At 68.5% G+C, this 12,319-nt stretch carries 8 protein-coding genes and 3 pseudogenes; 7 read left to right on the forward strand and 4 right to left on the reverse strand.

Going from position 1 to position 12,319, the window contains the following annotated elements; genetic code table 11:
• Nucleotides 1–17: 17 nt before the first annotated feature.
• Nucleotides 18–637 (forward strand): annotated as a pseudogene (locus HUT19_RS00820) (transposase); the annotation flags it as partial.
• Nucleotides 638–862: 225 nt separating this feature from the next.
• On the opposite strand, the gene HUT19_RS00825 reads toward HUT19_RS00820, so the two are convergent.
• The gene (locus tag HUT19_RS00825) at nt 863–2,314 is read right to left on the reverse strand and encodes a membrane-associated oxidoreductase (RefSeq protein ID WP_176178598.1); all 1,452 of its coding nucleotides are present in this window, start codon (nt 2,312–2,314) and stop codon (nt 863–865) included.
• Between the two features lie 181 nt (nt 2,315–2,495).
• On the opposite strand from HUT19_RS00825, the gene HUT19_RS00830 reads away from it, so the two are divergent.
• A complete protein-coding gene (locus tag HUT19_RS00830) occupies nt 2,496–3,455 on the forward strand; it encodes an IS481 family transposase (protein ID WP_176178599.1) in 960 nt (319 codons plus the stop codon).
• A 404-nt stretch (nt 3,456–3,859) separates the two neighbouring features.
• Here HUT19_RS00830 and HUT19_RS00835 read toward each other — a convergent pair whose 3' ends face one another.
• Nucleotides 3,860–4,837 carry a LysR family transcriptional regulator gene (locus HUT19_RS00835; RefSeq protein WP_176178600.1) on the reverse strand — a complete coding sequence of 326 codons (978 nt, stop codon included), beginning with the start codon at nt 4,835–4,837 and terminating at the stop codon, nt 3,860–3,862.
• A gap of 89 nt (nt 4,838–4,926) precedes the next feature.
• On the opposite strand from HUT19_RS00835, the gene HUT19_RS00840 reads away from it, so the two are divergent.
• The 4 genes from HUT19_RS00840 (at nt 4,927) to HUT19_RS42550 (ending at nt 8,260) form a co-directional block, all read left to right on the forward strand.
• Entirely contained in the window at nt 4,927–5,847 is a 921-nt protein-coding gene (locus tag HUT19_RS00840) for a zinc-binding dehydrogenase (protein WP_176178601.1), read from the forward strand.
• A 5-nt stretch (nt 5,848–5,852) separates the two neighbouring features.
• The gene (locus tag HUT19_RS00845) at nt 5,853–6,845 is read left to right on the forward strand and encodes a S9 family peptidase (protein WP_176186313.1); all 993 of its coding nucleotides are present in this window, start codon (nt 5,853–5,855) and stop codon (nt 6,843–6,845) included.
• A complete protein-coding gene (locus tag HUT19_RS00850; protein WP_176178602.1) occupies nt 6,842–7,588 on the forward strand; it encodes an SDR family oxidoreductase in 747 nt (248 codons plus the stop codon). The genes HUT19_RS00845 and HUT19_RS00850 overlap by 4 nt, the downstream gene beginning before the upstream one ends.
• A gap of 525 nt (nt 7,589–8,113) precedes the next feature.
• Entirely contained in the window at nt 8,114–8,260 is a 147-nt protein-coding gene (locus HUT19_RS42550) for a hypothetical protein (RefSeq protein ID WP_254885344.1), read from the forward strand.
• A 508-nt stretch (nt 8,261–8,768) separates the two neighbouring features.
• Here the strand turns inward: HUT19_RS42550 and HUT19_RS44150 are convergent.
• Nucleotides 8,769–9,080 (reverse strand): annotated as a pseudogene (locus tag HUT19_RS44150) (transposase domain-containing protein); the annotation flags it as partial.
• Between the two features lie 47 nt (nt 9,081–9,127).
• Nucleotides 9,128–9,978 (reverse strand): annotated as a pseudogene (locus HUT19_RS00860) (IS5 family transposase).
• Nucleotides 9,979–10,599: 621 nt separating this feature from the next.
• Between HUT19_RS00860 and HUT19_RS00865 the strand changes: the two are divergent.
• Nucleotides 10,600–12,312, forward strand: a complete 1,713-nt coding sequence (locus HUT19_RS00865) for a PQQ-binding-like beta-propeller repeat protein (RefSeq protein ID WP_176178604.1) — start codon at nt 10,600–10,602, stop codon at nt 12,310–12,312.
• Nucleotides 12,313–12,319: the final 7 nt, after the last annotated feature.

Below are 12,319 nucleotides of genomic sequence, written 5' to 3' on the forward strand. Positions count from 1 at the left end.
TCCGTTACGCAGTCGGCATCCGCGGCGATATCACCGTCCAGCGCCACGAGGGTGGTCCCCGCCGTCCCCGCCTGGTCCGGCACCGGCCGCCGGCCGGCCGGTGCCCCGCTACCGACAGCCACCGGTGACGGTAGCGGAACTGGCCGCGGCCGCCGGACGGGAAGCCTTCAGCGAGGTGACCTGGCGGGAAGGCTCCCGCGGACCGATGACCTCCTGCTTCCTCACCATGCCTGTCCGGCCGGCCGGGGTACGCTCACGCCGGCCGGCCCAGGCAGCCGCGGAGGCCGAGCACGGCCAGTGGGACGGCGTCCTGCCCCAGGTGCGGCTGCTCGCCCAATGGCCCGACGGCGAGGACGAACCGACCCGCTTCTGGCTGTCGGACCTGCCCGAGGACACCGCCGTCGCCGACCTGGTCCGCCCGGCAAAGATCCGCCGGCGGATCGAACACGACTACCGCGAACTCAAGCACGGCCTCGGCCTGGACCACTTCGAAGGCCGCTCCTGGAACGGCCGGCACCACCACGCCACCCTGGTCACCGCCGCCCACGCCTTCCTCACCGAACAGCGCCTGTCCCCAAAAGCCGACACACCGGACTCACCCTCTACCAGACCCTCGACGCCCTCCAAGACCTCCTGAACTGCTGGACCGGCATCTGCGCCACCTGCCACCAACCTCTGCCCAGCAGGGCCACACCAAGATCAAGACAGACCTAACGGAGTCCTACTAGTGCCGCACCAGGCAAGGTTCGCCCCGTTGTGACGTGTCGCTCGGTTGCTGCGCCAGGCGGCACCGAGTTGTTGACGGGACTTCCTCAGGACTCGCCGAGCACCTCCTGATGGAGAGCGTGGATGCAAGCGAGCGCTATTGGCGGCTGAGGGTGCGTGTGATCCCGGCGGCGACGGTCGTGGCGAGAACCCAACCGACGGCGATCAGTAGGTAGGACAACCACTGATAAACGCCGGTGGGTGTGAAGGCATTCTGCTGACCGAAGTCGATGATCGGCAGCAGGAGGTCCAGGGTGTATATGGGGGCATTGAATCCTGGGCCTTTGCCGTGCTCGGCAGGGGGTGGATGGTGCATTCCATACGCGACTGAGCCCAGAAGGAGCAGGGCCAGGAGCCAGCCACCGGCACGGGTGGGGCGGAAGCCGTAGCCCACGGTCGCGTCCTGGAGATAACCCCATAGCTTGGCGTACCAGGGCAGAGTGACCCGGCGTCGACGCTGCTTGGCGAGTTGGACTGTGCGGGCGTCGGCGTCATCACCGAAGCGGCGGTAGGAGGCCGCGAGCTGCTCGTAGCTGTGAGGGACGAAGCCGTCCGCATCGCGCTGCAGCAAGGCGAGTCGGTCTGCGGCGGGAAGGCGCGGGGTAAGCGCCTCGTATGTCAGTCCCTCCAGGCGTACCGTGGCTGGCCAGACCTGTGGTGCAGCCTCGATGACCTTGAAGCTGGCGTAGTGCATGTTGACGTCGCCGGAAACTGGTTGTGCATCTCGCAGCGTCAGCTGGGTGGCTTCGCAGCTGCTGATGCCCATTGCGACGCCGCCTGGGTTGCTGAGCTTGGCTTCGATGAAGGAGATCCAGCCTGTGACCTTGGCGCCGGTAAGCCTGACCCGGCCTTCGGCAGTGAGGCCACCAGCGTTGAGGACGGTTCCGATGGTGAGCCGTGCGGCGTCGAGGGCATCGCCATTCGCGTTCTTGACCTGGGCATCTTCTAGATCGATAGCCCCTGCGATATGCGCCGTGCTGAGGCGGATCCCACCCAGTGTCACGAGGCCGGGTGCCCATACATCGGCACCGACAGAGGCGTGATCGAGTTGGAGGGCCCATCCGCCACCAGTCCCGAGGTGCGCGTGGTCCAGGAAGATCCCGCTGGATATCTCCGCGTTGCTCAGCTGGGCACTTCCCGCTATCCGGCAGTTCGTGAGCCGGAGTGCGCCATCGATGCGTAGGGACGTGGCCGCCAGAGAGGGAAGACAGGACCCGCTGAGGTCGAGTTGGCGGGTCTGCGTCCCGTCGAGTTCCAAGGAGTGCTGGAAGTGGCAGGAGGTCAGACAGATTGGGTGGTGTATCTCTGCGTGCTGGAGGTCGAGGACGCCGGTAATTCTCGCTCCGGCGACGCGCAGAGCGGGCGCTTCGCCGGGTTCGGATGAACTTCCCAGGAGGACGGCCCGGATGACCTCAGCCCGAACAGTCCGTTCCGCGCTCTGAATCGTCGCGGGGTCCTCATTTTCGTCTCGGCGGACGTCGATCGCTGCGCCACGAGGGACCGCCTGCCAGATGCGACGTTCCAGAGGCGTCAGGTCTGTGATGTCCATCCGCAGGACCTTATCCGTTGAGGCACTGCGATACGGGAGAAGATGGCGACCTGGTCTCACAAGCGGCCCCCAGGTTCAGCTCCTTTGCCCGGAGATGACGGCAAGAATGATCAGGTGGCTGAAACTCTAAAACTGACGATCATCGTTGACACCTGGGTCTCTGATCACTACGGAGATCCACATGCCGAAGTCCACTCCCACCGCCCCGCCGCTTGACCGTGAGGGCAAGCGGCGGCTGGCGGTGATACGCCATGTCGAAGAGGTCACCGGGAACGTCGCGATGTCCTGCCGGTACTTCGGGATCAGCCGGCAGGCGTACTACACGTGGTACCGCCGCTACCAGGCCGAGGGAGCGGAGGGGCTGCGCACCCGCTCCAAGGCGCCGAAGACGTCGCCGAACGCGACGCACGTCGAGGTGGTCGGGAAGATCATCTACCTGCGGCAGAACTACCACTTCGGCCCGGAGAAGATCGCGATGTACCTCAAGCGGTACCACGACGTCACCATCAGCAAGTCGGGCGTGTGGCGGATCCTGCACCGTCTGGACATGGGCCGCCTGCCGGCCTCGCAACGCTACAAGCGCCACGACAAGCGGTGGAAGCGGTACGAGAAGCAGCTGCCCGGCCACCGCGTGCAGATCGACGTGAAGTTCATCGAGCCCCTCGCCTCCGCAGCCCAGGGATGGCGCGGCGGCCGCAACAAGTACTACCAGTTCACGGCCATCGACGACTGCACTCGCCTGCGCATCCTGCGGATCTATCCCGCGCTGAACCAGAAGACGGCCATTCAGTTCCTCGACTACGTCATCCAGCGCCTGCCGTTCCAGGTCGAGGTGGTCCAGACCGACAACGGTGCCGAGTTCCAGACTGCCTTCCACTGGCACGTGCTCGACAAGGGCATCGCCCACACCTACATCAAGCCCCGCACACCACGTCTGAACGGCAAGGTCGAACGCTCCCACCGCATCGACGCCGAGGAGTTCTACCGGCTGCTCGACGGCGTCATCATCGACGACGCCGAGGTCTTCAACGACAAGCTGCGCGAGTGGGAGGACTACTACAACTACCATCGCCCCCACGGCGGCCTCAGCGGCCAAACCCCATACGAACGCCTCAAGCAGAAGACCGCGGCCCAGGCGTAATCGGTGATCGTCAGTGGCACACGTAGGGCCCGCCGCGTCGTCGGGTCAATCGCCGACCGGGGCCGGGGCACGGCCGGCGTGCCCGGGCTGCTGGGGGCTGTCGGTCCGAATCCGGGACGGCGGTCGGGAGGCCGCGCGGGTTCGAGGTCGGCCAGCGACCAACGGGCGGTGTACAGGCGACAGGACGACGTGCAGCCGCGTAGCGTCTTCGCTTCGTTTATACCCAGGCAAGGCGCGACGATCGCCGCGTCCACGGACCTCTCGAACGGGCCGGGGCCTCGTCGGCGGCCGTCGGCCACGGCCGTGTGCAGGCGGCTCTTGACCGTGCCTTCGGGAATGCCGACCAGCTGTGCGAGGGTGGGGTGGACGCGGCGAAGTGTCCGGCAGTGCCCGACGAAAAGGGCTCAGCGTGATCGGGATGTCTCCCGGCTGACATGCCCGGCCGGCTCGGCGCCGCCGTTCACCGCGGGTGGCTCGGGCAGCCAGTCGTGCGCCGGGTCGTACTCCAGCCATCGGTTCTGCGCTGCTTGCGCGCCGCATGCGGCGGTGAGGCGGTTCAGTCCCGGGTGCCCGTTGCCGGTGCGCCACAGCAGTGACCAGGCGTACAGCGGCGTGGGGTTGACCAGGGGGACGGAGCGCACCCCTGGGACCTCCGGCAGGGGGACGTCGGCGGGCAGCAGCGAGAATCGACGCGGGTCGCCGGCCACCTCTTCGAGGAAGTGGGTGAGCCCCAGGTTGACGCTCGTGGCAGTGTGCCGGATGTCGAATCCGTCGGCGAACTGGTGGAGGAAGTCGAGTCGGTCCAGCGCAGCTGGTGCCCAGAGCACGCTGCCGCTCAACTGCTCGGGTCTCAGGGTTGCTGCGGCTGCAAGTCGATGGTCCGCGCTCAGTACGGCGTCCACTGGTTCGAGGCGGACGAGGCGGTGTGCCAGCCCGGGGTGCAGCGGGGGGTGGACCCGGCCGAAGGCCGCGTCGACATCGCCGTGCAGGAGGGCCGCCGTCACCGATGGCAGATCGCGCCCGTGCCCCAGCACCAGCTCTCCGGCCCGGCCGGCGACCTGGGTCAGTGTCCGCATCGGCGCGTAGAGGTGTCCCCAGACGTCGACGCGCAGCGGACGGTCCTTGCCGATCGCCGCCGCGACCGCGGCGTCGGCGGTGGCGAGCGTCTGCCGGGCCGGCGGAAGGAAGCGCTCTCCAGTCTCGGTGAGGCGTACGCCGTTGCCGCCGCGCTGGAAAAGCTCGGTGCCGAGCAGAGATTCCAGCCGCGCGATTCTCTTGGACAGCGCCTGCTGGGAGATGGCGAGTGTCCCTGCCGCCCGCCCGAAATGCAGTTCCTCGGCGGCGCGCACGAAAGCACGCACCTGCCCCAGGTCGAGATCCATGTTCGCCACCATAGGTGACAACCAACGGTTGTCAGCCTCGTCCGTTCGTTGTTGGATCCCGGGGTGGCTGTGGAGGTTGCATCCTCAGCGTGCAAAGACTCATTCCCACAGGGGACGCGGCGCTTCCCGTCGCCTTCACGGAGGCACCGCAGCCCGTCCTGGAGCCCGGTGAGGCACTGGTCAAGGTCGAGGCGTTCGCGCTGAACCGGGGCGAGACGTTCCTCCTCGAACACCCCCGGCCGGAGCTGGTGCCCGGCAAGGACATCGCCGGGCTCGTCGTGCAGCCGGCAGCCGACGGCTCGGGCCCTGGCATCGGCACCCGCGTGGTCGGACATCCAGCGCAGGGCGGATGGGCCGAGTACACGGCCGTGCCCACTCACTCTCTCGCGGTGCTCCCGGACACCATCGACAGCGTACGGGCGGCAGCTCTGCCGCTGGCCGGGATCACCGCCCTGCGACTGTTGCGCACGGTCGGCTCTCTGGCCGGCAGGCGGGTGCTGCTGACGGGCGCCTCGGGCGGGGTCGGCCACTACGTCACCGAGCTGGCCGTCGGGGCCGGAGCCGAGGTGACCGCGATGACGGCCATGCCGGCGCGCGGCGAGCGGCTCGCTGAGCTTGGAGCGGAGGTGGTGCATGAAGTGACAGCGGCTCAAGGGCCTTTCGACGTCGTCCTGGAGTCCACGGGCGGGCCGGACCTCTCGGTCGCCCTGTCGAAGGTGCGTCCCGGCGGCATGCTCGTCTGGTTCGGCCAGGCGAGCCGCACCCCGGTGACCCTCGACTTCTTCCACCTGCTGAGCGGGCCCGAGCGCGTGACGATCCAGCACTTCCACTACGCCGGCGCCCCGTACGGCTCCGACCTCGCGACACTGGTGCGCCTCGTGGCACAGGGGCGGCTGCACCCGGAGATCGGCCGGGTCGCCGATTGGACGAAGACCGCCGACACACTGGTCGACCTGCGCGAGCGCCGGATCCGCGGCAAGGCCGTCCTGCTGACGCGAGGAACACGATGAACGCACTGAACGTCCCCGAGTACGCCGCCGCCCAGTGCACACGCGCCACCGGCGCGGGTGTCGACCCGCACGAATACCGGCGCGTCACCGACAGCCTCACCTCCGTCGCCGACTGGGGCTCGTCCTTCCAGCGCATCGGCCAGGCCTACCTGGAGCGTGCGGAGAAGGCGGGATCTTCCGTCTCGGCCGGGGAGCACCTGATGACGGCGGCCCGGTGGTTCCACCTCGCCACGCTCGCGCCGCACGCGGAGGCCCATCGCGCCGCCGCCGAGGCGGACCATGCCCTGAGCCGAGCACTCACCGTGCTGGAGGCCCGTGCGCGGCGCGTGAGCGGCGAGGGATTCACCGGCTGGCTGCGCGGCCCCTCCGACGCCCCCGGCACAGTCGTCATCGTCCCCGGCCTGGACTCGGCCAAGGAGGAGTTCCTCGATCTGGCGTCCGCGCTGCTGGCCAGGGGCCTGGCGGTGTTCGCGATGGACGGGCCCGGACAGGGCGTGCTCGCGGCCACGACAGCCCTCAGGCCGGACTACGAGCAGGTCGTGGGCCGGGTCGTCGACGCCCTCGGCGTCGGCCGCGTCGGGCTCGTCGGCCTCAGCCTGGGCGGCTATTTCGCGGCCCGGTCCGCGGCGCTGGAGCCACGCGTGGCAGCGATCGCCACCGTCAGCGGCCCCTTCCGTCTCGACTGGGCGGAACTGCCCCCGCCGGTGAAGGACATCATGGCCCGACGCGCTGGAGGGGCTGACGCCGCCCGCGACTTCGCCCGCCATGTTGACCTCACCGCCCTGGCACCGCGCATCTCAGCCCCACTACTGGTCGTGGACGGAGGCCAGGACGTCATACCCGGCGTGACAAACGGCGAGCCCCTGGCCCGTCTGGCACCGCACGGCACCTACCTCTCCGTTCCGCACGGCGATCACCTCCTCGGCAACGCCCGGGCCGACTGGCTGCCCCACCTCACCGACCACATCGCGCACACCCTGACGGGAGAACCAGCATGAACCGCTTCACGGGGAAGACCGTCCTCATCACCGGCGGCACCAGTGGCATGGGGATGGCGACCGCACGCCGCCTCATCACCGAAGGCGCTCGCGTCGTCGTCACCGGCCGCACCCGCCAACGAGTGGACGACGCGGTCCGGCACCTCGGCCCCAACGCCTCGGGGGTCGTCGCCGACGCGGCCGACCTCGCCGCGGTCGACGTGCTGATGGAGACGGTCCGCGACCGTCACGGCCGCCTCGACACCCTCTTCGCCAACGCGGGCACCGGCACGTTCCTGCCGTTCGAGAACATCACCGAGCCGGACTTCGACCACGGCGTCGACGTCAACTTCAAGGGGGTGTTCTTCACCGTCCAAAAGGCACTGCCGCTGCTCGCAGACGGAGGCTCGATCGTCATCAACGCATCGTGGACCCTCCACCGGGGCAACAGTGTCCTCACCCTGTACTCGGCGACCAAAGCCGCCGTGCACAACCTCGCCCGGACCCTCGCCGCCGCACTCGCCCCGCGCGGCATCCGCGTCAACTCCATCAGCCCCGGCTACATCGACACCCCGATGTACCCCTTTGCCGCACTGAGTGCGGCGGAGGCGAAGGCACTGACCGGCGGGATCGCCGCAGGCCGCTTCGGACGCCCGGAGGAGATCGCAGCCACCGTGGCATTCCTCGCCTCCTCCGACGCGTCCTACGTCAACGGCCAAGACCTCGTCATCGACGGCGGCCTGGTCGGCGCCGTACCCGACTGACGATCGCGCGTGACGGAGCAGATCCCCACCCACGCGCCGTAATGCAGTGAGGGCGCTTGCCGAATTGCCGCGGGCTCAGCCCGGTGAACGGGACATCCGACGAGCACATCGTGTCGAACGCCAATGCCTGCTCACCATGCGAAAGCAGGTAGCGTACATCCGTGATGACTGCCTCTGAGGTAGAACGGGTCGACGATGCCACACACATCCGCACCCGCGAGCTCGAGTTGTCGACTCATCCGACCGATTGCAGGGCAGCGTAGAGCTCGTAAGCGGATCCCGAATTGGCCCGCGTGACGTGCCTCCACTGGCGAGGCGTTTGCATTCCGTGTGGCGGGGCGAAAGACCTGCTCGACGGCGACCGGGACCGTCCGTCGCTCAGCGTCGGCAATGCCGGGTTGTATCGGGGCGCGAGGTCTCTGGATTCTGGCTCCAGTTGCCCCTGCCTGAGGGCAGCCTCGCAGGGCAGGAAATGGGGCGTCGGCGACCGCGTTCCCGCGGCTGCACCAGGGATTGCGCCGGGCCTTGCCGGAACATCGTGCGGAACTGGACGAGGTCGCCGCACCGGCCCGCCCGGTGCTGCCAGCCCGGATGCAGCCGCCGCGGATCGGCACACCCCACGCCGAAGTGCGGCTGCTGCCCCTGCCCTGCTGCGGTACCTTGAGCTGGTAGGCCAGAACCCGGACGGTGACCGGCTCATGCCGGGCAGGGCCGCTGCTTGCCCGGATCTGTGAGAGCCATGACCCGTCCCGGAACTGCTTGAGGACCGGCAGGACGCGGTTGGCGGGCACGCGCCACAGCAGATCGGCGCCGGTGGCGGTGAAGGCCTGCCACAACGGGACACCGAGGAACTCACGGTCGGCCAGGACGAGCTGGCCCGGGCCGAGTGACCGTGGCAGACAGCCGACCAGGGTGACACTTCCCCGGTGCGGCAGCCGGCGAGTTCCGCGTCCAGCACCGCATGGCTGCCCACCTCCACCAACGCAGCCATCCGCATCTGCGGGAACGCGCTCTTCCCCGGCCCGCGGCCATTGCCCGGACGTCCGAACGCGGCCTCGTTGGCTTCGCTGTCCGCGACGTCCCAGCAGGTCCCGTCCACCTCCAGCAGCCGCAAGCCCCGCCAGAACGCGCCGGGTGCCGCCTCGGTGGCCATCGGCTTGGCGGTCGTGGCGAACAGCACCCGCAGTGGCTCACAGCCCAGCCGCTGTCGGGCCCGGAACAGCGAGGACTTCGCCGGCACATGCCAGCCGCCCAGCAGCCCCTGGCGCCGCAATCCCTCCGCCAGGTGCCGCATCACTTCCAGATACGGAGCCGGAGAGAACAGCGCCGGCCCCAGCGCGAAGTACACCACCAGCCGCGCGGGAAGCAGCCGCTTGCGTTGCTCCGCGCACCCACAAGCCGCCACCACCCGATCCACCAACCCCGGTGGATACACCCAGGTCAACAGCCCCAGGCCCGACAACTCAGACACACGCGCAGACACCCGAATCACCCCCTGGGACCACTACCCAGGAACCCACGCCCAAGGCCTAAGAGCAGCTAACACAATGAGTGGACTTGGCGGTGGGTGATCAGGCAGCAGGCGAGCTTGAGGAACGCTTCGTGGATGTCGGCTCGGCGTTCCCAGCGGACGCGCAGTCGTTTGAAGCCGTGCAGCCAGGCGAACGTGCGCTCAACCACCCACCGGTAGATGCCCAGGCCACTGCCGTGCGGTGTGCCCCGTCGGGCGATGACTGGGATGATCCAGCGCGTGCGGACCTGGTCGCGGTAGACGTCGTGGTCGTAGCCTCGGTCGGCGAAGACCGACTGAGGCTTGCGGCGGGGCCGGCCGGGCCTGCCCCGGACGGGCGGGATGGCATCGAGCAGGGGCATGAGCTGGGTGACGTCGTTGCGGTTGCCGCCGGTGAGGATGGCCGCGAGCGGGGTGCCGTGCCCGTCGGTGATCAGGTGGTGTTTGGAGCCGGCTCGTCCCCGGTCGACCGGCGACGGGCCCGTCTGGAGCCCTCTTTTAACGCCCTGACCTGGCTGGAGTCCACCACCGCTGTCGACCAGTCCAGACGGGCGGCGGCGTTCAGCTCGGCCAGCAGCACCTCGTGCAGCTGCTGCCACACCCCGGCCTGGTTCCAGTCCCGCAGCCGTCGCCAGCACGTCATGCCCGACCCGAAACCGAGCTCCTGGGGAAGGTGTTCCCACTGGATGCCGGTGTGGAGCACGAACAGGATCCCGCACAGCACCTGCCGGTCCGGGACGGGTTTGCGGCCCGGGTGCCGGAACCGCCGTTCCTTCTTCGGCAGCAGCGGCTCGATCCGCTCCCACAAGTCGTCCGACACGATCCAAGGCGAAGTCCCCACGGCCGGACAACGCCCAACTGGCCGTCCAGGCACGGGCACCAGGACCGATCCACCTCATTGTGTTAGCGCCTCTAACACAACGGCATTGGGTCTAAGCGTGGTCCAAGCGGATCAAGAGAAAGGGGTCCGGCCAGTCCGGATTCGAACTCCTTCGCCGGCAGGTCCTCGTCGCGGACCAACCACCGTGACGCTCCGCGACAGGGCGGCGAGAAGCGGAGTATAGCCCGCACTTCATGGCCGTTCACAGAGCCAGTAAGAAACTTTCCAATGGACGGTGGAAATTTCATCAGAGCTTGCTTCACCCTACCCTGGAGGGGGGCAGGCTTGTACTCGCGGGCGGCGCATCGTCGCCCGCGACTTGGACGGGGGACTCCAGGCGGTGTCCGTGCGTACTCGTACGGCCCCTCACGACTACCGCGGTGTTCCCCGGGCATTCTCACAGAACGGGACACGCACCATGCGCATTCATCGGCGTAGCACCGCAATGCGAATCACGGGGGGCGTTGCATGGACATCGCGGTTTGCTTAACTAGTATCAATTACGTAGACAAAGTGGGGCTACTTGCCGCAGACAGCGCCGGACAGGTTCATCTCCTGGATGACAACCTCCAGCCGCAGTTGTCCTCACCGGCCGTACACGGCGGAGCCCCCATCCGCAGCATGCTGGCGACCGGCGAGTGGGTGGTGGGCAAGGACCGCCGGGGCCGCCTCACGAAGTGGTCCCTGGACACCCTGGACCTGGTCGGACGTCTCGACCTGCAAACGGTGTGCCACGGCACCTCCCCAACGGTTCCCGACGCGGTGGACGGCGCGGCCCTGACCGCGTGGAACGGGCGGATCCACACCACCGACCGTCGCGGACGCCTGGTCGTGGTGGACACCAAGACGTTCTCGGTCGAGGCGGTGCTTCCCTCGCCTGCCGGCGACAGTCCGAGCCGGCACCTGTGCACGGAGCACCCGAGTGTCCATACGATAGTGGACCGGCTCGGACGGGTCTTCCTGGGGTCTTTGGCCACCCCTGCGTTCCCCGTCGTCGCCACCGTCGAGTGCGGACGCATTCAGCAGATCCGCTACGACGCCCACCACGACCGGTTCTGGGCCGTGGAATGCGTCGGCGAGAAGCGGTCCGGGCTCCGCGGCGGGGTGGTCATCGTGACGCTCGACGGAGCCGTGGAGTGCGAGTTCCCGTTCTCCCGCTACGAGCTGACCTTCCTGAAGTTCTCACCCGACCACGCCACGGCGTACGCGGGAAGCCCCGAAGGCGTCATCCATGTCATCGACAACACCGATCCCACCCCGCAACTGGTCAGGACTATCGGCGGGTTCCCGAACCAGCTGACCGATCTCACCGTGGGGCGGGACGGCAGCCTCTTCGCACTCACCCTCTCCAACGAACTCGTCAAGATCGATCCCGATCTCGACTGCGTCCAGGCACGCGCGCCGATGCCGCGCCAGAGTGCCTGGGCCCTCACCCCGGCCCTGGACGAACCTGGACGGCTCTACTGCGGTACCGACGACGGCGTCGCGGTCCTGGAAGTACACCATGACCTCGTGGGCGGCCCCGCGCTGCTCCTGTCGGCACACCGCGTGAGCCGGTTTGGAGTCACCCGTCATCTGGCCGCGACACCCGGCGGCTATCTCGGAATCGGACAGAAGGATGTCGTCTTCTGCGCCGACGACGGCGGCAATCTGATCTGGCACAGGCCACTCGACGACACAGGTGCCGGAATCGCGGTCTCCGCCGACCACAAACGAGTACTCGTCGCCACCGGTGTCGGTGCCGTGGAGCTGGACGCGGGGACGGGGGAATCACTCGCCTGTCTCTCGCTCGACGGCGTGCCGCTCTCCGCCGCCGCCTACGGCCCGGCAGGAGAGCGGATCCTGGGCAATCGGGACGGGGTGGTGTGCGCCTTCGCGGCGAACGCAGCCGACGAACTGTGGTGGATCGACACCAAGACGCCTCCGGAACGGATCTGGTGCCAGGACGGCGCCGTCTACGTCTGCTGCCCCGATGGGTTGCTGGAGGTCCCCCCGGCCCAGGACACCGTCCCGCGGCGCTGGGGCGGGCAGCCCTGCGCCACCGTTGCCGCCGTCTCCGCAGGCGGACTCGTCCACCTCGCCTGCGACGAGGGGGATCTGCACACCTACGACTACGCGACCGGCGATCAGGTAGGCAAGGCCGTTGACCTGCCCGACGTGCCCCGCGCCATGACCGTGGAGCGCTCCGCGGACAACATGGTGCGTCTCATCATCGGCGGGCGGGGCGGCTACCTCTCCACCTACCGCGTGTCCTGGACCGGCGTCCCCGTACGGCTGAGGGAGACCTATCTCCCCCGCCGAGGCGGCAGGTGCTTCCGCCTCCAGTCCCACTAGCAGGCCC

It is taken from the genome of Streptomyces sp. NA02950 (assembly GCF_013364155.1).
Classification (GTDB): domain Bacteria; phylum Actinomycetota; class Actinomycetes; order Streptomycetales; family Streptomycetaceae; genus Streptomyces.

What these genes read in the sequence shown, in the direction of transcription:
- HUT19_RS00825 (WP_176178598.1), bottom strand. Translation starts at nt 2,314, where the DNA reads ATGGACATCACAGACCTGACGCCTCTGGAACGTCGCATCTGGCAGGCG.
- HUT19_RS00865 (WP_176178604.1), top strand. Translation starts at nt 10,600, where the DNA reads ATGCTGGCGACCGGCGAGTGGGTGGTGGGCAAGGACCGCCGGGGCCGC.
- HUT19_RS00835 (WP_176178600.1), bottom strand. Translation starts at nt 4,837, where the DNA reads ATGGATCTCGACCTGGGGCAGGTGCGTGCTTTCGTGCGCGCCGCCGAG.
- HUT19_RS00850 (WP_176178602.1), top strand. Translation starts at nt 6,842, where the DNA reads ATGAACCGCTTCACGGGGAAGACCGTCCTCATCACCGGCGGCACCAGT.
- HUT19_RS00830 (WP_176178599.1), top strand. Translation starts at nt 2,496, where the DNA reads ATGCCGAAGTCCACTCCCACCGCCCCGCCGCTTGACCGTGAGGGCAAG.